Source organism: uncultured Salegentibacter sp. (genome assembly GCF_963972535.1).
In the GTDB taxonomy this organism is placed as follows: Bacteria; Bacteroidota; Bacteroidia; order Flavobacteriales; family Flavobacteriaceae; genus Salegentibacter.
Genome location: NZ_CAXAVR010000033.1, coordinates 1 through 24,331, shown reverse-complemented (window position 1 = coordinate 24,331; position 24,331 = coordinate 1). Strand labels below are relative to the sequence as shown.

Sequence of the window (24,331 nt, the reverse complement as noted above, 5' to 3'; positions counted from 1 at the left end):
GCAAAGATTCCCAGGGTTTGGAAATCAAAATCGTGCGCGGCTTCAGTAATTCTTTTATAAGCTCCTAAAAGCACTAAAATAAAAGCGCCCGAAATTCCCGGAAGTATCATTGCGCAAATTGCAATAGCACCTGAAAAAAAGATGAATAGATTACTATCGTTTGCAGCCATTGGAGGCAGGGAAACAATATAAAAAGCTACTCCGGCTCCAATAAACAAAGCAAGGACAATTTTAAAATTCCATTTTGGGATTTGTTTGCCAACGTACCAAATACTGGCAAGTACAAGACCGAAGAAAAAAGACCAGATTAAAACCGGGTGATTTTCTAAAAGATAATTCGCAATTCTCATCAATGAAAAAATACTAATAAGAATTCCTATAAAAAGAGCTAAAATAAAAGGCCCGTTAAGTTGGTGCCACATGGCTTTAAAGCCTTTATTTTTCCAGGTAGTTATTAGCGAAAAATTTACCCCACTAATGGTAGAGATTAATTCTTCATAAATTCCTGAAATAAAAGCAATAGTGCCCCCCGAAACTCCGGGAACCACATCTGCTGCGCCCATCGCCATACCTTTTAGGGTTATTGAAAGATGGTCTTTAAAGCTTTTTTGCATGTGTACAAATTAAAATTCCGGCTCAAAGTTAGTAAAATAACTAAGAGAGGTTTATAAAGGAATTTATAATTTGTCTTACACTTTTTCGGTTAAAGATTTGAGGAAATAATTCTTCTATTACAATATAGTATTCGGCATCTAGTTTTAGTCCTTTATTAAGGTGAAAATAAGCTTTTTCTCCTTCATTATGGCTAAAGTATAAACCGGCCAGCCTAAATTCAATCTCGGCGGTATCAGGATAAAATTCCAGCGCCTGATTAAGGTTTTGAATAGCAGTTTCAAATTCGCCAAGATCTATTAAGATATCGCAGCGTCTAACCCAGGTTTCTAATTCATAATTACCAAGATCAAGACTTTTTTTATAGCCGCGTTCGGCCTCTTCAAAAAACTTAAGGCGGTTATTAATTTTAGCGTAACGTTTCCAGTATAAAACGTTTTCCTCATCTATATTTATCGCCTTATTTATATAATAAAGCGCTTTCTGGTAATTTTTCTTTTTAATATAGAAATCGGTAATCGCAATCCAGCCTTTATCTAAAAGCGGATCTTCGTGTACGCAATCTTTATAATGTTTAAGGGCGAGTTCGTTTAAACCTAATTTCTCAAAACATTTTCCAATTCGCAAATATGCAAAAGAAGTAGGATCGTCTAACTCCAGGGTTAAACGATAGTTTTCTATAGCTTCGTGAAAACGGCCTAATTTTTCCAGAACTTTTCCTTTTTCAAGATAAGCGCCAATAAAATAATCGTCACTAATTATGGCAAAATCGAAAGCCGATAATGCTTTTTCGTAATCTTTTAGGTCAAAATATTGTTTTCCTACCTGGTGCCAGGCAACCTCGCAATATGGATTTTTATCTAAATACATATTCAGGTATTCAATGGCTGCTGTTTTTTGATCAAGAAAATCAAAACAGTACATAATATTGTAAAGTGCCGAGTAATCTTCTTCGTCGGCTTCCAGGCATTTCATAAAGCTGAATTTTGCATTCTCAAAATCTTCAAGGAATAAATATTCCATGCCGATTAGGGAATAAACTTCTGCAGGATCCAGGGTAATATCAAGCGCCATTTCTAAAACCTGAATGGCGTGAGCGTGGCGATCTCGTTTAGAAAGAATTTGTGCTTTTTGTATATAAATTTCTTCGTTAGAAGATTCCAATTGTTGTAAATCGGTAAGCATTGCTTCGGCTACATCTAATTTATCTTCAAAAACTAAAATCTCTATTTTAAAGAGTTTTAAGTTGGTAGAAGTAGGATGCTGCGCCAGGCCTAATTTCACGGCTTTTTTAGCCAATGCAAATTTCCCGTTCTCTAAATAATAGTTAATAATATCTTCAAATTCCGCTGAATCAAAGAATAAAACGTCGTTAGTTTTAAGCATAGATTCAAATCGGGAAAGTGAGAAATTGTTTTCGTCGTTATGGCTTAATTGCATACGTAGGTAATTACGGGATTTCTACTTTACTCACTAAGTGAGATTTATATATTCCAGGTTAAACCGGAATTATTGATCTTTTTGAATAAAATGCCTTGCGGCACTGCTTTAAGGTATTTCCTAAAATTAAAAATGAATAATGTTAAAAAGCTCAAATATCAATATTGTTGTTAACAAATTAATTAACAGCTTCCTGTTTCTTAATTATATCCTCCAATACGTCAATAATGATGCCACAGCCTTCTTTTATTTCTTCTTCAGAAATGGTGAGGGGAGGAGTTATTCTCACCGCTTTTTTCTCAAATAAAAGCCAGAAAAGAATAAGATTTTTATCTTTACATTTTAAGATTAACTGGTTCGCGATTTCCTCTGAAGGTGTAATGACAGCAAGCATTAAGCCCATTCCTCTTACTTCTGAAATTAGCGGATGCACCAGCAATTTTCTGAATAATTTTTCTTTTTCCAGGCTTTCTGACATTAAGTCTGATGAAGTGATTTCTTTTAATGTAGCTAAAGCTGAAGCAGCAATTACAGGATTTCCCCCAAAGGTAGTGATATGTCCCATTTTTGGATTGTCAGAAAGGCTATCCATCATTTTAGCTGAAGCCGAAAAAGCGCCAATTGGCATTCCGCCGCCCATTCCTTTGCCTAAAGCAACAATATCTGGCACCATATCAAAATTCTGAAATCCAAAGAGTTTTCCTGTTCTGCCGAAGCCTGGCTGGATTTCATCTAAAATCAATAAGGCACCAACTTCTTCACAACGTTGTTTGATCTTTTTTAAATAATTATTTTTTGGAAGTATAAACCCGGCTCCACCCTGTATACTTTCCAGGATTACTGCCGCGGTTTTTTCGGTAATCTTTTCTAAATCTTTCTCTTCGTTAAACTGAATAAAAGAAATTCCACCTAAAAGAGGTCTAAACGGTTTTTGGCGTTCTTCGTAATCCATTAAGCTTAAGGAGCCCATGGTATTGCCGTGATAAGCCTGGTGAGCTGCAATAATTTCAGCTCTTCCGGTGTAACGCCGTGCAAGTTTTAAAGCACCTTCAATAGCTTCGGTACCCGAATTGGTGAGATAAGTTTTTTCCAAAGGTTTAGGGAATTGTTCTGCCAGTAACCTGGTTAATTCAACGGCGGGTTGCTGGGCGTATTCTCCATAAACCATAACGTGTAGGTACTTTTCGGCTTGTTCCTTTATTGCCTTTACCAATTTTGGATGACAATGTCCCAAACTACAAGCTGAAACCCCTGCTACAAAATCCAGGTGCTTTTTTCCATCTGTGGTAAAAATGTAGGAACCCTTGGCCGATTCCACTTCCAAACCTAAAGGATGGGGAGTGGTTTGTGCCTGGTATCTCAGGAAATCTTTATTCATCTTTTTGATCTTCTTCAGCTTCAGGATTAGCTTTATTTTCTTGCTCTGTAGCTTTAATCATTTCCTGTTGCTTCTTTAATTGAGGGATAGAATCTCTTAGCCTATTTTGTAATTCTTCGGCTTCAGTTTTAGCTGCATTTTCTTCATCTCCGTTTTCAGTATTAATTAACTGCTGTGCATCTTTTAGCTGCGGAATACTATCTTTTGCCCTGTTTTGAAGGTCTTCGGGTTTAAGTCTGGATTTATCGTTAAGCAGCATATCGTCTCCTTCTTCGCGTTCATCAAAAAACGCTTCATCTTCTTCCGGCAACGGGATTCCTTCAATTTTAACCAATTCGGGCACCGGTTTGCCTTTAAACAAATCTTCTTTTGTAAGTAATCGCTCATCGCCCCGCCAGTTAAAACCAATTAATTCCCGAACATTTACGGGGAAATCTTCTTCCGGGGTTAAATTCCCGTCAACATTCTGGTAGTAATAAATATCTTCAATTTCCCGTTCTTCAAAAAGGATTTTAATAGAACTGGAGAGGGTTTTGTTAATCCCAATAAGTTCCTGGTCGCTATTACGGCTGTAATAAAGGGTTTCGGTATTTTTATTAATATCTACCTGATATAGCTCATTGTCTTCAAATAATCCTACCAGGTCCATTCCTTTTACCTGGTTGTACCCATCTATAGTATCTTTTTGAATAAGAAAGGCATTGTTAAAAACCCGCATAGAATCAAGCTGTTCGGTTTTGGTGTTGCTTTGCAAATGGATAGTGTCTCCCGTCATTTGACTAAGACCGCTCCAAAGCACCGGACTTCGGCGCTTAGTGACAGAAGTAACCGGACCGCTGGTAATATTGATCATTTTGGTTAGACCGGTTTTCTGATTTATATGTACCGAATCACTCTTCCCGCTCATATCGCTTTTGAAAAGTCTAACATCATAAAATCCGCGAATTATTCTTTTTTCAGGTTTTCCGGTGATCATTATGGTATCACCGTGAATAAACAATGAATCCCTATCCTGAACGCTGGCTGCAACCGCTCTTTTAGTAATAAAAACCGAATCTTTATCCCGAAAAACTTCAGCATAATGCCCTGTGACGACACTCTCGTTAATGGTATCTATTACTTCAATATTATTCGTAGCAGAAGCAAAATTGGTATTCCGGTTAAAATACATGCTATCGCCTTTAACCGTTCTGTTTTCGTAATCTATTTTTGAATTTTTTACAAAATAACCGGTATCACCCCTGGTATCATAAAAGCCACGTTCACAATAAACAGTGCTGGTTTCACTTTCTATGGTTGAAGGGCCATACAGATATGCGTGGCCGGTTTCGCCATAAAAATCAAGTTGTTCTGAATTGATGATGTATTCGGGATTGGTAAGCACTACATCTGAAACAAAAGAATATTTATCATCTTCCATAAAATACCGACCAATATTACTGGTAATCACCCCGCCGGTGTCTATTACTTTACCACCGCTTCTGTAATAAGCCTGTTGTTTTAGCCGGTCAAGGAAAAGACTGTCAGATTCCAGGGTGGTTTGGGGGCGCTTCATCACCACCTCACCACTGGCGAAGGCAAACTGGGAGTTTCCGTTATACTCCGCATAATTACTATTTAATTTTACGGTATCGCCCTGTTGCATTCTCACATTGCCAAAAGCCCTGAAGAAGTTTTCATCTTTATAATGAATGGCGAGATCGCACCAAACCTCTATACCTTCGTGCTTAAAATACACCTGGTTTTCAACTTTGCTTAAAACAAAGGCCCCTGGATATTTTTCATCCTGAATATTTCTATCGGCACTATAGTCAATTTCTTTTGCTTCCTGCGCCTGAGTTAAAGCCGGAAAAACCAAAAAGGCAAATACTATAAAAAGAATGAATTTTTTCAAGGTGAAAATTTTTTCAAAAGTAATTAAAATTCTGCCATCCATAATGGTAATTGTCGTAAGTCCGTAATCAGATTATATAATGGAATAACGCAAAATGAATCTTTAATTACCAAATCAATGCTTAATAAACTTCATAAGTTTTAAGGTGTTTCCATTTTTATTTAGAAAACTTTAACGCTAATACAAAAACCGTTGCCGGAATTACTGCGTAAGTATAGGAAACAACTAAAAATTAAATTATGGAAAAACCACGTATTAAGGTTGATGCAGTTTCTGTGAAGCCGGTAAAAAACAGCAAATCCCGAAGAAGATTTCTAAAAATGGGAGGACTCGCTATGGCGGGTTCAGGATTATTACTTTATGGATGTAGCAGTGATGATGATGTTAATAATCCCGAACCTATGCCAGGAGAAGTGTTTGACCTGGGTAGTGGCGATGTTGGTATTTTAAATTATGCTTACGCCCTGGAGCAACTGGAAGCTGCGTTTTATACCAACGTATTAGATGGTTCTTACTGGGCCGGAGCGACTGCTGAGGAGAAATTGATTCTGGAAGATCTCTATGACCACGAGGTTATTCATAGAGAATTCTTTAAAGCTGCAATTAATGCAAATGCTGAAGCCAGCCAGGTTTTACCAGAACTTGAATTTGATTTTAGCAGTGTAAATTTTGCCGACAGAGATTCTGTACTGGCTACAGCCCGTGTCCTGGAAGATACCGGCGTGGCAGCATATAATGGAGCAGGTAGATTACTGCAAACACCAGATTTTTTAGTAATTGCCGGAAAAATAGTTTCGGTAGAAGCAAGACATGCGGCTGCTATAAGGTCTATATATCTTGAACACGATACCGCTTTCGCAGGTGATGATATTATTGATAGTAATGGTTTAGATCTCGCCAAAGACCCACAAACCATTCTTAGCGAAGTGGGAGCTACGGGCTTTGTAGTGACCCCGTTTACCGCTAATAACTTACCTCAATAAGTATTAATCAACTTAAAAACAATATTATGAATATTATAAAATTTTTAGATGAATTTACTTCAGAAGACCTTATCAAAAAGTCTTCTTCAAGAAGAGAAATGCTTGGTAGCTTAGGGAATTTAGGGAAAAAGGCGGCTATGGTAGCTGTACCTTTTGGCCTTGCTTCAACCTCCGGAAAGGCATTTGCACAAAGTAGTGGTAATGATGCTATAGGTGCATTACAACTGGCACTTACCTTAGAATATCTTGAAGCTGAATTCTATATAAAAGCATTAGATTCTGGAGTATTACCAAGCGGTGGAAGAGCCGAAGCGGTATATAACCAAATATCAAAACACGAATCTGCTCATGTTGAGTTTCTAAAGGCAGGTTTGGGTGACAACTCAGTAGATTCACCAGAATTCGATTTTACTGCTGGCGGAGCTTTCGATCCATTTAATCCAAATAATGATATGGCGTATGCCCAATTATTAGCTTTAGCCCAGGCGTTTGAAGATACCGGGGTGAGAGCCTATAAAGGACAGGCTACAAATTTAATGGGCACCGAATTTTTGACACCTGCATTACAAATTCATTCTGTAGAAGCAAGGCATGCATCTGAAATAAGAAGGTTAAGAGCCGATGTTTTAGGAGATAATACTAACGAGAATGCACTTGGTTGGATCACTTTAAACAATCGCGGACCGGGAATGCCAGAAGCAACGCAGGCTGTGTACGATGGAGAAGAGAATGTAGTACAGGGTGGAGTAAACCTGGTAGATGCTACAGGATTTAGCGCCGAAGCGGTATCACAATCTTACGATGAGCCCATAAGCGGAGAAGTAGCCCAGCAAATCGCGGGATTATTTATTGTGTCATAAGTATAATTGGCTCAATTCTAATTTTTTGTTATTAAGAATTTTTGTGCTAAAAAAAGCCGTTTCAACTGAAACGGCTTTTTAAATTTATAATTGCTTTTTTTTAGCGTTCTATAGTTTGAGTTCTGTCTGGCCCTACAGAAACCACTTTAATAGGTATTTCCAGTTCTTTTTCCAGAAATTCCACATACTCATTAAATTCTTTCGGAAGTTCATTAGCCTTCGTCATCCCTGTAAGATCTGCTGCCCAACCTTTAATTTCGGTATAAACAGGTGTTACATTTTCTGCTTCAATATTATAGGGTAAATGTTGAATTTCCTTTCCCTTATAATTATAGGCGGTACATACTTTAAGCGTTTTAAATCCGCTAAGTACGTCACCTTTCATCATAATTAATTGGGTGATTCCATTTACCTGAACCGCATATTTTAAAGCTACTAAATCCAGCCAGCCACATCTACGGGCCCTACCGGTGGTTGCACCAAATTCGTTACCAACCCGTCCCATAGTTTCACCGTCTTCATCAAAAAGCTCTGTAGGGAAGGGGCCGCTTCCAACGCGGGTGGTGTATGCTTTAAAAATCCCGTAAGCTTCGCCAATTTTATTTGGTGCCACACCAAGACCTGTACAGGCACCTGCCGCAGTAGTGGTAGAAGAAGTTACAAAAGGGTAGGTCCCAAAATCTATATCGAGTAAAGATCCCTGGGCACCTTCAGCCAGAATAGTTTTTCCTTGTTTTTGCGCCTCGTGCAAATAAGCTTCACTGTCTATAAAAGTTAGTGATTTAAGCGTTTTAACCGCATTAAAAAATTCCTTTTCCAATTCGGCAAGATCATATTGAACATCTACATCGTAGAATTTGATCATTTTTTCGTGCTTATCGGCCAGGGTTCTATATTTTTCCTTCCAGTTAGAAAGTTCTAAATCTCCTACACGAATTCCGTTTCTTCCGGTTTTATCCATATAAGTAGGACCAATACCTTTAAGGGTTGAACCAATTTTGGCCTTGCCTTTAGAAGCTTCAGAAGCAGCATCTAAAAGCCTGTGAGTAGGCAAAATTAAATGTGCTTTTCGTGAAATAAGGAGTTTAGATATGTAATCTATATTATGTTTGCTAAGGTTGTCCAGTTCCTTTTTAAAAATTACAGGGTCTATCACAACACCGTTACCTACAAGGTTGATGGTTTCATCGTGAAAAATTCCTGAAGGAATAGTATGTAATACGTGTTTCTGGCCGTCAAATTCCAGAGTGTGGCCTGCGTTTGGCCCGCCCTGAAATCTAGCAATAATATCGTATTTAGAGGTGAGTACATCAACAATTTTTCCTTTGCCTTCGTCACCCCATTGGAGACCGAGTAGTAAATCTACCGCCATTGAAATCTTAAGTTAATTGGTTGTTTTTTTGTTGCCGTAAAAATATAAAGAATGTTTGGTTATTTCTATATCAAACACTTCTTCGATAGTTTTTTTAATAGATTGAATACGCGGGTCGCAGAATTCTATTACTTCACCGGTATCGGTAAGAATAACATGGTCGTGCTGCCGGTCAAAATATGATTTCTCATACTGAGACTGGTTTTGTCCAAACTGGTGTTTTCTTACAAGTCCGCATTCCAGTAATAATTCTATGGTATTATAGAGAGTGGCACGACTTACCCGGTATTTTTTATTCTTCATTTTAATGTAGAGTGATTCTATATCAAAATGATCGTCGTTATTGTAGATTTCCTGAAGTATTGCAAAACGTTCGGGGGTTTTTCTATGCCCTTTTTCTTCCAAATACTTGGTAAAAACGTTTTTAACTACTGCCTGATCGTTCTTATTTACAACTTTTTTGCTCATAGTTCTTTGTACCTTACAAAGGTATGGGATTATTCACGGCTAACCTTATCTATGCCGTTAATTTTTTTGAGTCGGTTCATGATTTTTGTAAGTATCGCATTGTTCTTAACCCTTAGTGTAATTTGCCCGCTAAAAACACCGTCTATACTTTCAAAATTAATCTTTTGCATATTCACATTCAGGTTACTGGAAATTTCCCGGGTTATCTCACTTACCAGGCCTAAATTGTCGATTCCGGTTAGTTTCACCACGGCTTTAAAGTCTTGCTGAGAAGAGTCTATCCATTTGGCAGGAATAATTCTATAGGCATAATTACTTTGAAGCTGAAGCGCATTAGGACAGTTTTTCTTATGGACTTTAATACCATCGTTTACCGTTACAAAACCAAAAACCTGGTCTCCCGGAATTGGGTTGCAACAATTCGCCAATTTATATTCTAAAGTTTCATCTTCATCCCGTCCAAAAACAAGTTGGTCATATTTTGAAGTTATTTCATCTTTATTAAGATCTTCAGCAATAACCGGTTTTTTGATCTTTCGCTTAATATAACTTACCAGTGCGTTACTTCTGGATGCAGCAAATTCTTTAAGTTTTTGATTATCAATTTTGCCAATTCCAACACGATAAAATAAATCCAGGCTGGTTTTTAGGTTAAAATGAACCACCAGCTCGTTAATTATTTTCTCGTTAAACGGAATTTTTTGAGCTCGTAATTTTCGGGTAAGAATTGCTTTCCCTTCTTCTGCTATTTCCCGTTTTTCGTCTTTTAAAGAAGATTTTATCTTAGCACGAGCTCTTGCAGTTGTTGCATAATCCAGCCAATTTACATTGGGTTGTGCATTTTCTGAAGTAATTATTTCTACCTGGTCTCCGCTTTTTAACTCGTGGCTTAAAGGCACCAGTTTATTGTTAACCCGGGCACCACGTGTTTTTAAACCTATTTCAGTATGTATACTAAAGGCGAAATCTAAAGGAGTAGAGCCTTTTGGTAAAGATTTTAAATCTCCCTGTGGTGTAAATACAAATATTTCTTTTGAATAAAGATTTAGCTTAAACTGCTCTACAAAATCTACGGCATTTACATCTGGATTTTCCAGGGCTTCCTGAAGCCGGTTTAACCATTCTTCTATTCCGTGATCATCTTGAGTATCGCCCTGCTTGTATTTATAATGAGCTGCGTAACCTTTTTCAGCAATCTCATTCATACGCTGACTTCTAATTTGAACTTCTACCCAGCGACCTTTTGGCCCCATAACGGTAATATGCAGCGCTTCGTAACCTGTGGATTTAGGCGAAGAAATCCAATCCCGAAGCCGGGTAGGGTTTGGCCTAAAATGATCGGTTACTATTGAATAAATTTTCCAGGCGAGAAATTTTTCGTTGGCCTGGTCACTTTTATAAATAATTCTAATGGCAAATTTATCGTAAACCTCGTCAAAGCTTACATTCTGAGCTTTCATTTTACGATGAATGGAGTAAATAGATTTAGGTCTACCTTTAATATCGTAGTCAAAATTTTCCTGTGTAAGGGAATCTTCAATTACTTTAGAAAACTCCCTAATATAAGCATCCTGCTCTTCTTTACTTTCTTTTATTTTGGTGTGAATCTCGTGGTACACCTCAGGTTCTGTATATTTTAAACCAAGGTCTTCGAGTTCGGTTTTAATATTATAAAGTCCTATTCGGTGGGCTAGCGGGGCATAAATATAAAGGGTTTCTGAAGCAATTTTTTCCTGTTTATCCCGTCTCATAGCATCCATAGTTTGCATATTGTGCAATCTATCGGCTATTTTGATAATAATTACCCGAATATCATCATTCAAAGTAAGCAGCATTTTCCGAAAATTTTCGGCTTGCAGCGAAACATCTTTATCTTTCTTTAAACTAGAAATTTTTGTGAGTCCGTCTACGATAGTCGCTACGGTTTCTCCAAACATTTCCTGAATATCTTTAAGCGTGTATTGGGTATCTTCTACTACATCGTGTAAAAGTGCGGCGATAATAGAAGTGGCATCCAATCCAATTTCTGAAGCTACAATTTTTGCCACCGCAATTGGATGAAAAATATAAGCTTCGCCAGATTTTCTACGTTGATCTTTGTGGGCATCTACAGCGGTATCAAAAGCCTTTCTAATTTGCTTTTTATCATCGTCACTTAAACTACGGTAACTTATGCGCAGCAGTTCTTTATATTGCCGCGCAATTTGCTTGTTTTCTTTTTCTATAGCTGCTTCTGTCATAATTTAAAAGTACAATTAAGTAGGTAAAGAAACAACTACAAACCACGCTTTAAGTTTCTGAATCTTTGTAAAAGTGTAGGATGCGAATAATGCATAAAAACATAAGCTTTATGCGGAGTAAGATTACTCAGGCTGTTTTTAGTAAGTTTTTTTAAACTCGAAATTAACGGCTCGGCACCATAGGTGTTCTTCGCATAATTATCTGCCTGGTATTCAAACTTTCGGGATAAATAATTCATTAATAATCCTGTAATTTCTGAAATTGGGCTGTATAAAATTCCAAAAGCTATCAAACCAATATGAAAACTGGGTTCTTCTACACCCAACGCTTGTGATAGGGCAGGGCTACCTACAAATAACGAAAGCAACCACAATGTAAAGCCTGTAGTTAAAATTGAAGCCAGTAAATTCACAATAATATGGTTCTTTTTATAATGCCCAACCTCGTGTGCCAATACCGCTACAATTTCCTCTTCTTCCAAATCTTTTACCAGGGTGTCAAAAAGAGTAATGCGTTTTTCCTTACCAAAGCCCGAAAAATAAGCATTGGCTTTTGTACTTCTTTTAGAACCATCTATAATAAAAATATTATCTAAAGTAAACCCAACACTTTTGGCGTAGGTTTCAATTTTTGTTCGCAAAGAACCTTCTTTCAATGGGCTTTGCTTATTGAACAAAGGCACAATAAGTTTTGCATAAAACATATTGAGAAATATGGAAAAAACCGCTACGAGAATCCAGGCATACCACCAGAAATCATTACCCGCAAATTGATAAAACCAAACGATAAGCGCAAGAATTCCGCCGCCGAGGATAATCATCATAAACCAGCCTTTAATTTTATCCAGGAAAAAAGTCTTTTTCGTGGTTTTATTAAAACCGTATTTTTCTTCTATCACAAAAGTGCTGTACCAGGAGAACGGTGTGGTAAGAATATCGCTACCAATCATTATTATTCCGAAGAAAATAAGGGCGACCAGAATTGCATTATCGGTGAAATTTCTCGCGATGTCATCTACCCAGGCAAATCCGTCAAAAATAATAAATCCTAAAGTGAGTAATACGGAAAAAGTGGAGGTGATAATTCCAAAACGGTAACGTTCCTTTTTGTAGCGCTGAGATTTTTCGTATTCATCCTTGTTGTAAACATCACTGAGTTCCTGCGGAATTGCATCATCAAAATGTTTTGCGTTTAAAGTATCCAGAATTTTATCGATAATAAAATCGATAATTATAATGGCAATGATGATATAAAATAGGGTTTGGGGATTCAAAGGCTTTTTATTTTAATGCTGAATTATACTTAAAAATTTTGGTGTTTTTCTTTAAAAACCGCGCTGTCTTTTAGCTTCAAAAATAAGTATTCCAGCTGCAACAGAAACATTCATAGAATCAATTTCACCGCTCATAGGAATAATAATATTTTGCGTGGAATTTTCGCGCCATTCTTCGCTTAATCCGGTTGCTTCAGTTCCCACCACAATTGCTGCAGATTTTGTAAAATCGATGTTGTGGTATGGTTTTGACGCTTGCAAAGCTGCTGCGTAGATAGAAATATTATTTTCCTTTAAAAAATCAATAATTTCTGAAGTACTCCCGGTAGCAATTTGGTTGGTGAAGACACAACCCACGCTGGAGCGGATGATATTTGGATTATAAAGATCGGTTTTTGGGTTTGCTATAAAAACAGCATCTACTTTTGCGGCATCGGCAGTTCTTAAAATAGCACCTATATTTCCCGGTTTTTCTGGAGCTTCAGCCACAAGAATTAAGGGGTTTTTAGTTTCAAATTTAATACTGCGAAGATTATTTTCTTTGGTTTTAAAAATGGCTAAAACACCTTCAGTACTGCTTCTATAAGCCAGTTTTTCATAAACTTCCGAAGAAATTTCAGTTACTTGAAATTCATCTGAAGTAAATTCCTGAATTTTCTCAAAACTTATTAAATCGGGGCAAAAATAAATTGCCTTTAGTTCAAATTCGCCCTTTAAAGCCAATTCGATTTCCCGTTGGCCTTCTACCATAAAAACGCCTTCTTTCCGGCGAAGCCGGGATTTTTCCTGTAATTGAAGTAGGTGTTTTACCTCCTTATTTTGTGTACTGCTAATTTGCTTAACCATAGGTGTAAAAATAGGGAGTTTAAACCTATTGCAAAGAAAAAGAGGTTAACAAAATACCTGCTTAGATATAGTTGCTAACCTCTTTAATATATTTAAATTTTTTATTTACTGGCGCTCTCGTATTTTTCCATATAACGCTGGTAAAGTTCGGTTTGGTGAGTTTCCAAACTTACTTCTCTGCCCTGGATAAAAGCGTGGGTTAAAATATTTCCGCGCATATCTAAGGCATCACCTTCGCTAATAAATAAAGTGGCATCTTTTCCTTTTTCTAAAGTGCCCACCATATCATCTATTCCAAGAATTTTAGCAGTATTAGAAGTAATTAATTTTAAAGCTTCTTCTTTACCCAATCCGTAAGCACCGGCAGTTCCTGCATAGAAAGGTAAGTTTCTGGTATTCATCCGCTCCATACTTCCGCTGCTTTCCAGGGCTACTAAAACACCTTTATTATGAAGAATTCCGGCTAATTTATATGGAAAATCATAATCGTGATCTTCACTGTTTGGCTGATCGTGCGGACGCTGAACCAAAACAGGAATGTTATTCTCTTTAAGTTCTTCAATAGCTTTATGAGCCTCATAACCACCAACAATTACTAAATGTTCTATTTCCTGTTTTTGTTTAAAATCTATTACATCCAGTATTTCTTTTTTTCCGTCTACGTGAATAAAAACACGTTTTTCTCCGCTAAAAACGTTTTTCATCACATTGTAAGCAAGATTGGTTTTTTCGCTGTTTCCTTCCAAATAAGCTTTTGCAGAAGCAAAAAATTCTTCCAACTCCAAAAGTTCTTCCTGGTAATCATCGCTGGGTTTAATCCCGGGATCTTCCCCGGCCCACCAACGGCCACGGGTAAAACTGCTTGGCCAATTTATGTGAAGCCCATCATCCTCCTTAATAACCGCATCTTCCCAGTTCCAGGCATCAAACTGTACAATAGAAGAAGTGCCGGAAATTCTACCGCCTCTTGGTACAATTTGCCCCATTAAAACCCCGTTTGGACGCATACTTTCTACCAGCTTACTTTCAGCATTATAAGCGATTATACTTCTAATATGAGGAAGCATGGATCCTATCTCATCTTCATCATCGGTAGCACGAACTGCATCAATTTCTACTAAACCTAAAGTGGCGTTGGGTGCTATAAATCCCGGGTAAGCGTGTTTTCCTTTGGCTTCAATAATACGGCCGCGATATTGCATTTTTGTAGCAGTGGCATCCATCACCTGGGTGATTTTTCCATCTTCAAAAATAATTAAACTATTTTCTATTATTTCACCATTTCCTAAGTGCGCGGTGGCACCAACTATGGTAATTGCTTCGGTTTGTTTAGAAGCAGGTGTTTGCTGCGCAAAAGAATTTCCTATACAGGTAAATAGTGCGAGTAGTACTAAATATTTCATCTTCATTTTTTCTTTTTAATGGATTTCTTCCAGGGTATTACAATGGATATGTTGTTCTTCTTTCTTTGTTACCGGTTGTGTTTTTAGCCCTTTATTTTTAGCCTTTAACATTTGGGTAATTAATTCACTTCTTTGCTGCTGAATTTCTTGTCGCAACTTTTTATCTCTCTCTATATCAAAGAAAACTTTTCCCTGAATTAAAGTTTTTTCGGCTTTGGCGTAAATCGATAGTGGATTATCTGACCATAGAACCAAATCTGCATCTTTTCCTGTTTTTACACTTCCAACGCGATCGTCTATATGCAATAATTTTGCCGGATTCAAGGTTACAAATTTCCAGGCTTCTTCTTCAGAAACTCCACCGTATTTCACAGATTTTGCTGCTTCCTGGTTTAATCTTCTGCTCATTTCTGCGTCATCACTATTAATTGCAGTTACTATTCCCTGGCTATGCATAATTGGTGCATTAAAAGGAATGGCATCATTAACCTCATATTTATAAGCCCACCAGTCTGAAAAAGTAGAACCGCCGGCGCCGTGCTCCTTCATTTTATCGGCCACTTTATAACCTTCTAAAATATGCGTGAACGTATTAATTCTGAAATCAAAATTTTCAGCGACTTTCATCAACATATTAATTTCGCTTTGAACATAAGAGTGCGCTGAAACAAAACGTTCGCTATTAATGATCTCCAAAAGGGTTTCCATTTCCAGGTCCTTTCTAAAGTCTTTGTCGTTTTGTTTTGCCTTTTCATATTCTTTTGCGCGGGTAAAATAATCGGTAAAAACCTGTTCTACACCCATCCTGGTTTGTGGAAACCTGGAACGGCTTCCCCAGTTAGATTGCTTCACATTTTCACCCAATGCGAATTTTATAAATTTAGGGGAGTTTTCAAAAATCATATCTTCCGCATCTTCACCCCATTTTAACCTTAAAATTGCAGAACGGCCGCCAATAGGATTCGCCGAACCGTGTAAAAGCTGTACGGTAGTTACCCCGCCTGCAAGATTGCGATAAATATTCATATCTGTGGGATCTACCACATCTTCCATAGTAACTTCTGCAGTAGAGTTGTGGCCGGCCTCGTTAATAGCCGAAGCCGCAATATGTGAATGCTCGTCTATAATTCCTGAAGTTAGATGTTTTCCTGTGGCATCTATCACTTTGGTATTTCCGGCGTTAAGGTTCTTTCCAATCCTGGAAATTTCCCCGTTTTTCACCAAAACATCAGTATTTTCTAAAATTCCTTCTGCTTCGTTTGTCCAAACTGTTGCGTTTTTAAAAAGAATAGTTTCTTCTTTAGGCATTTCTGAAAATCCGTAAGCTTTATTCGGAAAACTTACCGGCATAATTTCGCGAATATCTTTCTCTTTATCTTCTCCGTTTTCTTCTTCGTCTTCTTCCGCTGCAGCGGTTTCAGTTGAAGCTTTCCTGGTCGCTGAAAAATCAACTTCTGAACCATCGCTTAAATAAGCCGTACCAGAAATTTGTTCTTTATTATCCTCGGTTTTGGCCACTAAACGGGTGAAACCTGTTTTGGTAGTATCGGCAGGAGAAAGCAATAAATTCATCCAATTATCAGAAAAACTAAGTTTTGCGCCTAATTTTGTATCTCCAGATTTTACACTTGCCTTTGGAGCTTCAGGTTTTCCTGAAATCTTTAATTCATACGTTTTTCCTTCTAAATTAAGATCGTAGGTTCCGGTAATATCTGTAGTGTTCATTTTATTGATCACTGTTTTTTCGCCCTGGATCCAGTTTTCAAAAACACTTGTTTCTTTATTAAAATAATCTCCTGAAGTGATTATAAAGTTAGCCCACGCGCCTTCTTTTAAGGTTCCCAGGCGATTTTCTTCGCCAAGAATTTTTGCAGGGGTAGTGGTTAAGGCAGCAAGAGCATCTTCTTTACTTAAACCGTAGGAAACGGCTTTTAATAAATTATTTCTGAAATCTTTTTCAGCATCAAGATCGTGTGCCGTGATCGTAAAAGGAATATCATTTTCTGCAAGCATTTTTAAGTTTGCCGGGGCCTGGTTCCAGGTTTTCATTTCATCTATAGTCACGTGTTCTGCCATAAAAGGGTCTTCCACATCGTAAGCATCGGGGAAATTAAGGGGCACAATAAAAGTGCTTCCGGTTTCTTTAATTTCCTCTAGACGCTGATATTCTTTTCCGTCTCCCAGGATCACATAATTCACATTGAATTCGTTACCTATTTTTCCGGCTCTTAAAGCATCCAATAGGTTATCTGTTGCGAAAATTTGAGTCAGATTTTTATTTCGGTTTAAAGCTTCTAAAGCTAAATCTTTGTTGTTAGATTTTCCTTTTCCGTACCATTCGGCATCTAAATATGTCTGCCGAATTAATGCCATTGCACCCATTGTTGAAGTAGGGTAAGATTGGCGAGACAATTTACTTTTATCAAAAGACAGGTATTGTGCCGAGCGATCTTTTAAAATTCTATCTCCCTCGGTGCCTCCGGGATTTAAAGCTACCAACATCCCGGTACCGCGAATAATCCCATCTGGAACGTGTGTATTTACGGCGCCAAACCCTGCTTTATGGAGGGAAGTTGCCGTTTTTTCATCATAATTAAAGTGTTGTACCGCCTCGGTTTCCGCCCTTATATGGTCGTTCCAGTAATAGCCTTCCCGGTTCGCATCATATTGCGGCTGGCCGTTCCCGTTACTGGCTTCTTTAGGTTCCTTTATTCCAAAGCTGCTGTAAAGATCAATAAAAGAAGGATAAACTTCTTTCCCTTTTAAATCTATAACAATGCTGTTTTGTGGTTCGCTAACCGATTTACCAATGGCAGTAATTTTGCCATCTTTTACCACGAACATTCCGTTTTCTATTGTTTGCTGCGGACTTACGTGAATTTTTGCATTTTTAAATACCGTGTAATTGGTTTGTGGGTTTTTAACCCCGTCGTTTTTGGGGAAGTATTCCTGGGCGTTGCTTTGCAAACTGACCAGAAATACCAGACATAGTAAAAGTCTTATTTTCATAAATTGTAGCTGAATTAAATGTGGCTTAGAAATTAAAGGTGGTAAATTAAGAAAATTATAACAAAGCCGAAATTGGTTTTTGAACTATATGAGAATTTATTTTTCTTACTAACTATTTCATTAATTATTAGGTTAAAGTCTATTCTTTTCTTCTGAAAAATAATTCACCAAAAGTGCTACCACATAACTATAGCTTTTCATTCCATCGGCCTGGTTATTTACAATTAAAAAGCGATTGTAAAATGCCTGAAATATGGGTTCAAAAGGATTTTGATGCGCCAACCAGAATTCTTCTACTTCCCGGTAGTTTTCTAAAATACCCGGATTCATTTTCGCCTTTAAATTTTTAAACTTATCCGGATCCCTTCGGTATAATTCATTTAAACAATATCGTAAAGCAAACGTATATCCCGAATACCTGAAATAAGCATCAGGATGATTCATGGTGCTAAGGCAGGCAATAAAATTAGCTTCATTCTCTTTTGCAAATCCTAATTGATGTCCAATTTCGTGACTGGCAGTGGTGGGGATTTTATAAGGTACAATTTGGGTGTTTACCTGGGCTTCCCCGGTTAGCGGATTTAGATAACCATTGAAGCCCATATAAGAAAGCGGTATGCTATATAAGGAGCGTTTTAGCGATTCTCCTTTATAGGTAAGTTCAGGGAAATCTTTGCTAATATTGGTATAACCTTCTATTGTTTTTTCAAAGATTTCATTTTTAGAATAGGGAATTACCACGCTAACCGAATCATTTTCCGTTAGTTGATTGTGGAGTTTGTTAGACTCAATAATTAATATTTCTGAAAGTTGATAAAGCTCTTCGGTGGTATAATCGTTTTCAATTTCTAAAGCTTCGTGAAGCGGTAAGCGGTAATAATTAAATCCCCAGAAAATATGAAAACAGGCATATACTACTGATAATACAGCAAGAACATCTATCACCCAAAAACGAGGGTTTCTAAATTTTTGCTTAAAACGTCTTAGTAGCCAACGAATTATTAAAATTCCGAAGAAAGTATATAAGAGATCACCAAGAGAAAACGGTAAAAATCCGTGCCCATAGCGCATTAATTTTGAAAATTCAGGGTATAGAAATCGGCTGTACCAATTTTCTACCAGCTCGGGATGTCCGGCCAGGAAAAAGATAAAAATGATCTGCACGGGGAGCAGAAATGCTAAAATATAAAGTCCTTTTTTCTTCACTCGATAATCGAGATTTTATTCTCCGAGATCTGTCTCGAAATTAATAACATTATTTTCTATAATTGCTTCAAGAGCTTGCTACAGGGTAGTTTGCTTTTTAAAATTACAATTATTAGCAAAACACGGCTTAAAATTTTAAATAACTGTTCTTCATTTGGTTAAATAAGTTTTAAAAAGCTTGTAAATTTTCCTTCTTTGTTTATTACCAATACCTTTGTGAAAGACCAAAATATAAAACAATGAACGAAGAAATAAGGGAATTAGAGCCGAAAATCTTATGGAATAAATTTGCCGATCTAAACGAGGTACCACGACCTTCAAAAAAAGAAGAGCGGGTTATTGAGTTTATGAAAAACTTTGGAAACAAACTTAACCTGGAAACCCTGGTAGATGAAACCGGAAATGTGGTTATAAAAAAACCTGCTACTTCGGGGATGGAGGATAGAAAACCTATAGTACTGCAGGCGCATTTAGATATGGTGCACCAGAAAAATAACGATACCGATTTTGATTTTGAAACCAGCGGAATCAATATGTATGTAGATGAAGATTGGGTTAGGGCTAAAGGAACAACCCTGGGAGCCGATAACGGCCTGGGCGTTGCCAGTATGATGGCGATATTAGAAAGTAACGATATTCAGCATCCTGCTCTTGAAGCTTTATTTACGATAGATGAAGAAACCGGGATGACCGGTGCAAAAGGTTTGGATTCTAATTTACTGGAAGGAGATATTCTTTTAAATCTGGATACCGAAGAAGATGATGAAATTGGGATTGGATGTGCCGGCGGCGTAGATATTACTGCGGTTAGGGATTATGAAGTAGAGCACACACCCGATAATTCGGTTGGTTACCAAATAAAAGTAAAAGGTTTGCAAGGCGGGCATTCTGGGATGGATATTATAAAAGGTCTGGCCAATGCCAATAAAATTATGGCACGTGTACTTTTTGATTCTAATCGGGATTTCGGTTTGCGCGTTTCCAGCATAAAAGGTGGCGGATTACGAAATGCCATTCCTCGTGAAAGCGAAGCTATTGTGGTGGTAGATAAATCTAATACCGAAACTTTTTTAACTGAAATTATTCAGCAGGTGCGTGAGATTAAAGCTGAATTTGCTTCTCTGGAACCTAATATGGATATTGAAATTTCTGAAACCGAAGTTCCAAACGAAGTAATGAAAGTGGAAGATCAGCAAGAAGTAGTTAAAGCAATTTCTGCAGCGCATAATGGAGTTTACAGAATGAGTCCTGATATTGAAGGTTTGGTTGAAGCTTCTAATAATATTGCCAGCGTAAAAGTTGGGGATGGAAAAGTGAAAATTAACTGTCTTACAAGATCATCGGTAGAATCTTCAAAAGATGATTTGGCCAATAGTTTGGAAGCAACCTTTGAGCTGGCGAAATTTAAGGTGAAATTATCTGGGGAATATCCGGGTTGGGCACCAAATCCTAATTCTGCAATTTTAAAAGTTGTAGATGGATTATATCAAAACCTGCATAATGAGAAAGCCGATGTTGCAGCCTGCCACGCTGGTTTGGAATGTGGAATAATTGGAAACCATTATCCTGAAATGGATATGATTTCTTTTGGGCCTACCATTAGAGGGGCACATTCACCTGATGAACGCGCAAGTATTTCCTCAGCCCAGAAGTACTGGAAATTTTTAATTGAAGTTTTAAAGAATATTCCGAAGAAATAATTGGGAATATTTAGTAAGTAAAAAGGCTGTTTGAGTAATCATTTTCAAACAGCCTTTCTTATATATAAATTCAGGAAATTATTCCTGTATACCTACCAATTCTACTTTAAAAACAAGATCGGTGTTTGGAGGAATTACGCCACCGGCTCCTCTTTCTCCATAACCTAAATGGCTTGGGATATAAAGTAAAGCTTCATCTCCAACTTTTAATTGCTGAATGCCTTCTTTAAATCCTGGAATCATAGGAGCATCTGGACCGTAAACTACTGTCATGGGACCGTAACCACCCTGGTTTTTTCTTGCTTCGTTAAATAAGCCCATTTCTTTGGCCAGTTCTTCTTTGTTTGTATCAAAGATTTCACCGTCACTAAAATAGCCTTCGTAAAGCACTTCTACCATTTGTCCGGTTTTGGGTTTTTCACCTTCACCTTCATTTAAATAGTAAATTTTTAGTCCGCTATCTAATGTTTCAGCATCACCTTCGTGGCTTTCAAATTCTTCAGCCTGGGCTGCTTTAGCTTCCTGCCGCTTTTTAGCTTCGGCATCTTCCTTATCTTTTACTGCCTGTAGTTCTTCTTCAAATACCGTAGGAGCGTCAAAATTTTTGGCGGCTTTACCTTTTCTAATAATGTTTACCTCTTCCATGGTAACCGTCTTTACTGGCTTATCTCTTGGGCCTGTTTCAACTTTCCCTATAGAATCTACAACATCCTGGCCTTCTACAACTTTCCCAAAAACAGTATGCCTGCCATCAAGGTTTGGAGTAGGAGCAAGTGTAACAAAAAACTGACTTCCGTTAGTGCCCGGGCCGGCATTAGCCATAGAAAGAATTCCTTTAGAATCATGACTTAAGCTATCTACAATTTCATCTGGAAATTTGTAGCCTGGGCCACCACTCCCGGTTCCAGTGGGATCACCTCCCTGTATAACAAAACCGTCTATAATTCTGTGAAAAGTTAAGCCGTCGTAATAATTTTTGCCTTTATGGGTGCTGTCTACCATTTTGTTATTGCCTTCGGCAAGGGAAACAAAACTGGCTACGGTTATTGGAGTTTGTTCAAAGTAAAGTTCAGAAACAAAAGTTCCGTAATTGGTTTTAAATTCAGCATACATCCCATCTTCTAGATCTGGATATTCGTCGTTACACGCAAACATGGTAAATACCACGGCAAATAGTAATAAAAATTTACTGGTTCTCATTTATTATAAAAATTAAAAAGGCTTAATAAAGCCCGGGTTTACTTATTGTTGATTTTGAATTTCTTCTTTTTCAGTAATATTATTGAGGGTGACTTTTGTTTTTAAAGGCCAGTTTGTACCTATTTTATTTTTATCTCCATAATATCCAAAAGCTTTATACGAAGGAAATAAAAAAGTTACGGTTTCTCCTTGCTTCATTAATTTTATGCCCTGTCTTAAGCCGCTAAAAAGTTTTTCCTGGTCTATGGCATAAGTTCTGGTAGCTTTTTCTCCTTCGGCATAAATCACTTCATCATTTAAGGTGGAAATGCTATAATCGAATTCTACTATATCGCCAAATTCTGGTGTGGTTGTATTGATAGAATCTTCAATTTTTTTATGGTAAGCATACCAAAAACCATCTTGAGAAGAGTGATATTCTCTTGTAGAATCCCTTTGTATGGCAGTTTTAATAAGTGTTATTTCTTTTTCCAGTAATTCCTGGTTTTTAGCAATAGATTCGCTAAAGTGAGAACCCGATTTTTGGGTTACAGGGTAACGGGCTTCAGGAGATTTACAGGCTCCCAAAGCGAGTATTGCTATAAAAATTAGACATTTATTCATTATTGCAATTCCTTATAACTGGGAAGAATGGTATTAAGCTTTGTGATGGTGTCTTCCATAGAAAGTTCACTTTTACCTCCGGCCGCATTATTGTGGCCTCCGCCTTCAAAATGAGCCCTGGCAAATTCATTTACGTTAAAATTACCTTTAGATCTAAATGAAATTTTAATAATTCCCTCTTGTTTATTTTCAATAAAAATTATGGCAAAAACTACCTTTTCTATCGCCAGGCCGTAATTTACAAAACCTTCGGTATCTCCTTTTTGAAAATTATGTTTATCCAGCTCTTCCTGAGTTAAAGTTATGTAAGCCGTTTTATACTGAGGTTTTACTCGTAAGTTTTGCAGCGCAGTTCCTAAAAGCTGAAGCCGGTCTTCATTATAGGTGTCAAATATATTGTTATGAATTTCGTGATTTACCGCTCCTTTATCAATTAAATCGGCTATCACGCGGTGTGTTTCGGCACTGGTGGCACTAAATCTAAACGAGCCCGTATCAGTCATAATACCTACATAAAGGCAGGTGGCGATTTCGGGAGTGATTTTATGTACGGCGCGTAATTTATCAATAAAATGATACACCATTTCGCAGGTAGAACTCATTTCGGCATCGCTATAGGTATAGTTAGCAAAGTCTGAGGGTTCCCTGTGGTGGTCTATCATAATAAAAACAGCTTGCGAAGCTGTTAAGATCTCCTGCATATCGCCAGAGCGGTCTAGATGATTAAAATCCAGAGCAAAAACCAGGTCGGCTTCATTTATAAGATTTTCGGCATTTACTTTATCTTTTTCATAGATAATTACCTCATCATTTCCCGGTAGCCATTTTAGAAACCTGGGATAATCGTTTGGTGAAATCACATTTACCTTATGGCCTTTATCCCTTAAAAAATGCATTAAACCTAAGGTAGATCCCATGGCGTCACCATCGGGGCCTTTGTGTGGTACAATAACTATATTTTTAGCCTGGGAAAGTTCGGCAGTGATCTCTAAAATTGCTTGTTCTATCATAATTTAATATAAAATACCACCGGGATAAATCCTCAAGGTATTATGTTGAAAAATATGAAACAAAAAAGTTTCAAATTTCATTTCCTTTAGTGAAAAACCCAGCGCTGTAATTCAATCTCTTGCCCGGCGAGTAATCAGTAAAGATACAATTTATTAATACCAGCTTAAAAAACCAATCTGTATTTTTGTATTCAACAAATCAACAAAAAATGAAGGTAATTTTATCGCTCTTTCTAAGCTTTTTTCTATTTAGGCTTTAAAAAATGCAGCAGCCTGAAAGCTAAATTCATATAAAACTTAAAGGAGCTTGTATTTGCAGCTTATTTAATTATTTTTGCCAAAATTTAAAAAACCATAAGATGGCAGGAAAAAGAACATTCACCATGATAAAGCCCGATGCTGTTGAAGCCGGGAATGTAGGTGCAATATTAGAGCAAATTACCGCTTCAGGATTTAGAATTGTAGCTTTGAAAATGACTCAAATGACTACCGCTGATGCTGAAGAATTTTATGCAGTACACAACGAACGTCCTTTCTTTGGAGAGTTGGTAGAGTTTATGACTCGTGGGCCAATCGTATCGGCTGTGTTAGAAAAAGACAATGCCGTAGAAGACTTTAGAGCTTTAATTGGAGCAACAAATCCAGAAGATGCTGCTGAAGGAACTATAAGAAAAAAATACGCGAAATCTGTAGGTGAAAATGCTGTACACGGAAGTGATAGCGACGAAAACGCACAGATTGAAGCTGCTTTCCATTTTTCAGGTAGAGAGATGTTCTAAGCAGAACTTTTTAAGTAATATAAAAGCCATCAGTTATTCGCTGATGGCTTTTTT

General features: G+C 37.4%; 19 protein-coding genes. 4 read left to right on the top strand and 15 right to left on the bottom strand.

Annotated features, from left to right (window positions below; all coding sequences use genetic code 11):
- From AACZ30_RS06335 to AACZ30_RS06320, 4 genes are all read right to left on the bottom strand, one after another.
- Window positions 1-614 (bottom strand): DUF368 domain-containing protein (locus tag AACZ30_RS06335; RefSeq protein ID WP_339648339.1); only part of this gene is annotated, 614 nt, incomplete at its 3' end.
- Between the two features lie 40 nt (window positions 615-654).
- Window positions 655-2,052, bottom strand: a complete 1,398-nt coding sequence (locus tag AACZ30_RS06330; RefSeq protein WP_075327498.1) for a tetratricopeptide repeat protein — start codon at window positions 2,050-2,052, stop codon at window positions 655-657.
- 178 nt (window positions 2,053-2,230) lie between these two features.
- The gene (locus AACZ30_RS06325; RefSeq protein WP_339648338.1) at window positions 2,231-3,430 is read right to left on the bottom strand and encodes an aspartate aminotransferase family protein; all 1,200 of its coding nucleotides are present in this window, start codon (window positions 3,428-3,430) and stop codon (window positions 2,231-2,233) included.
- The gene (locus AACZ30_RS06320; RefSeq protein WP_339648336.1) at window positions 3,423-5,324 is read right to left on the bottom strand and encodes an OstA-like protein; all 1,902 of its coding nucleotides are present in this window, start codon (window positions 5,322-5,324) and stop codon (window positions 3,423-3,425) included. Before AACZ30_RS06320 ends, AACZ30_RS06325 begins: the two co-directional genes overlap by 8 nt.
- A 239-nt stretch (window positions 5,325-5,563) precedes the next feature.
- On the opposite strand from AACZ30_RS06320, the gene AACZ30_RS06315 reads away from it, so the two are divergent.
- Window positions 5,564-6,307: a ferritin-like domain-containing protein gene (locus AACZ30_RS06315; protein ID WP_339648334.1), complete on the top strand. Its 744-nt coding sequence runs from the start codon at window positions 5,564-5,566 to the stop codon at window positions 6,305-6,307.
- A gap of 26 nt (window positions 6,308-6,333) precedes the next feature.
- The gene (locus AACZ30_RS06310) at window positions 6,334-7,167 is read left to right on the top strand and encodes a ferritin-like domain-containing protein (RefSeq protein ID WP_339648333.1); all 834 of its coding nucleotides are present in this window, start codon (window positions 6,334-6,336) and stop codon (window positions 7,165-7,167) included.
- Window positions 7,168-7,267: 100 nt separating this feature from the next.
- On the opposite strand, the gene AACZ30_RS06305 is transcribed toward AACZ30_RS06310, so the two are convergent.
- From AACZ30_RS06305 to AACZ30_RS06270, 8 genes are all read right to left on the bottom strand, one after another.
- Window positions 7,268-8,539 carry an adenylosuccinate synthase gene (locus AACZ30_RS06305; RefSeq protein ID WP_208226142.1) on the bottom strand — a complete coding sequence of 424 codons (1,272 nt, stop codon included), beginning with the start codon at window positions 8,537-8,539 and terminating at the stop codon, window positions 7,268-7,270.
- A gap of 12 nt (window positions 8,540-8,551) precedes the next feature.
- The gene (locus AACZ30_RS06300) at window positions 8,552-9,007 is read right to left on the bottom strand and encodes a transcriptional repressor (RefSeq protein WP_037315154.1); all 456 of its coding nucleotides are present in this window, start codon (window positions 9,005-9,007) and stop codon (window positions 8,552-8,554) included.
- Window positions 9,008-9,036: 29 nt separating this feature from the next.
- On the bottom strand, window positions 9,037-11,247 hold the full coding sequence (locus AACZ30_RS06295; protein WP_093303616.1) for a bifunctional (p)ppGpp synthetase/guanosine-3',5'-bis(diphosphate) 3'-pyrophosphohydrolase: 2,211 nt from the start codon (window positions 11,245-11,247) through the stop codon (window positions 9,037-9,039).
- Between the two features lie 35 nt (window positions 11,248-11,282).
- The gene (locus tag AACZ30_RS06290) at window positions 11,283-12,521 is read right to left on the bottom strand and encodes a M48 family metallopeptidase (protein WP_339648331.1); all 1,239 of its coding nucleotides are present in this window, start codon (window positions 12,519-12,521) and stop codon (window positions 11,283-11,285) included.
- Window positions 12,522-12,572: 51 nt separating this feature from the next.
- Window positions 12,573-13,367 (bottom strand): RNA methyltransferase, encoded by a 795-nt coding sequence (locus AACZ30_RS06285; RefSeq protein WP_075327491.1) that lies wholly within the window; start codon window positions 13,365-13,367, stop codon window positions 12,573-12,575.
- A 101-nt stretch (window positions 13,368-13,468) separates the two neighbouring features.
- Window positions 13,469-14,770 carry an amidohydrolase family protein gene (locus tag AACZ30_RS06280; protein ID WP_339648330.1) on the bottom strand — a complete coding sequence of 434 codons (1,302 nt, stop codon included), beginning with the start codon at window positions 14,768-14,770 and terminating at the stop codon, window positions 13,469-13,471.
- A gap of 15 nt (window positions 14,771-14,785) precedes the next feature.
- Entirely contained in the window at window positions 14,786-17,779 is a 2,994-nt protein-coding gene (locus tag AACZ30_RS06275) for an amidohydrolase family protein (protein WP_339648329.1), read from the bottom strand.
- Between the two features lie 132 nt (window positions 17,780-17,911).
- The gene (locus tag AACZ30_RS06270; protein ID WP_339648328.1) at window positions 17,912-18,985 is read right to left on the bottom strand and encodes a DUF3810 domain-containing protein; all 1,074 of its coding nucleotides are present in this window, start codon (window positions 18,983-18,985) and stop codon (window positions 17,912-17,914) included.
- Between the two features lie 239 nt (window positions 18,986-19,224).
- Between AACZ30_RS06270 and AACZ30_RS06265 the strand changes: the two genes are divergently transcribed.
- Complete coding sequence (locus tag AACZ30_RS06265) at window positions 19,225-20,685, top strand: aminoacyl-histidine dipeptidase (protein WP_339648326.1); 1,461 nt, start codon at window positions 19,225-19,227, stop codon at window positions 20,683-20,685.
- Window positions 20,686-20,763: 78 nt separating this feature from the next.
- Here AACZ30_RS06265 and AACZ30_RS06260 read toward each other — a convergent pair whose 3' ends face one another.
- From AACZ30_RS06260 to AACZ30_RS06250, 3 genes are read right to left on the bottom strand one after another with little or no spacing between them, the layout of a single operon-like run.
- On the bottom strand, window positions 20,764-21,885 hold the full coding sequence (locus AACZ30_RS06260; RefSeq protein ID WP_208226136.1) for a peptidylprolyl isomerase: 1,122 nt from the start codon (window positions 21,883-21,885) through the stop codon (window positions 20,764-20,766).
- 42 nt (window positions 21,886-21,927) lie between these two features.
- Entirely contained in the window at window positions 21,928-22,488 is a 561-nt protein-coding gene (gldI, locus tag AACZ30_RS06255; RefSeq protein ID WP_339648325.1) for a gliding motility-associated peptidyl-prolyl isomerase GldI, read from the bottom strand.
- Entirely contained in the window at window positions 22,488-23,498 is a 1,011-nt protein-coding gene (locus AACZ30_RS06250) for a bifunctional oligoribonuclease/PAP phosphatase NrnA (RefSeq protein WP_339648324.1), read from the bottom strand. Before AACZ30_RS06250 ends, gldI begins: the two co-directional genes overlap by 1 nt.
- Window positions 23,499-23,857: 359 nt before the next feature.
- Here AACZ30_RS06250 and AACZ30_RS06245 point away from each other — a divergent pair, with 359 nt between their 5' ends.
- Window positions 23,858-24,277, top strand: coding sequence for a nucleoside-diphosphate kinase (locus tag AACZ30_RS06245; RefSeq protein WP_079713956.1), 420 nt, complete (start codon window positions 23,858-23,860; stop codon window positions 24,275-24,277).
- The last annotated feature ends 54 nt before the right edge of the window (window positions 24,278-24,331 follow it).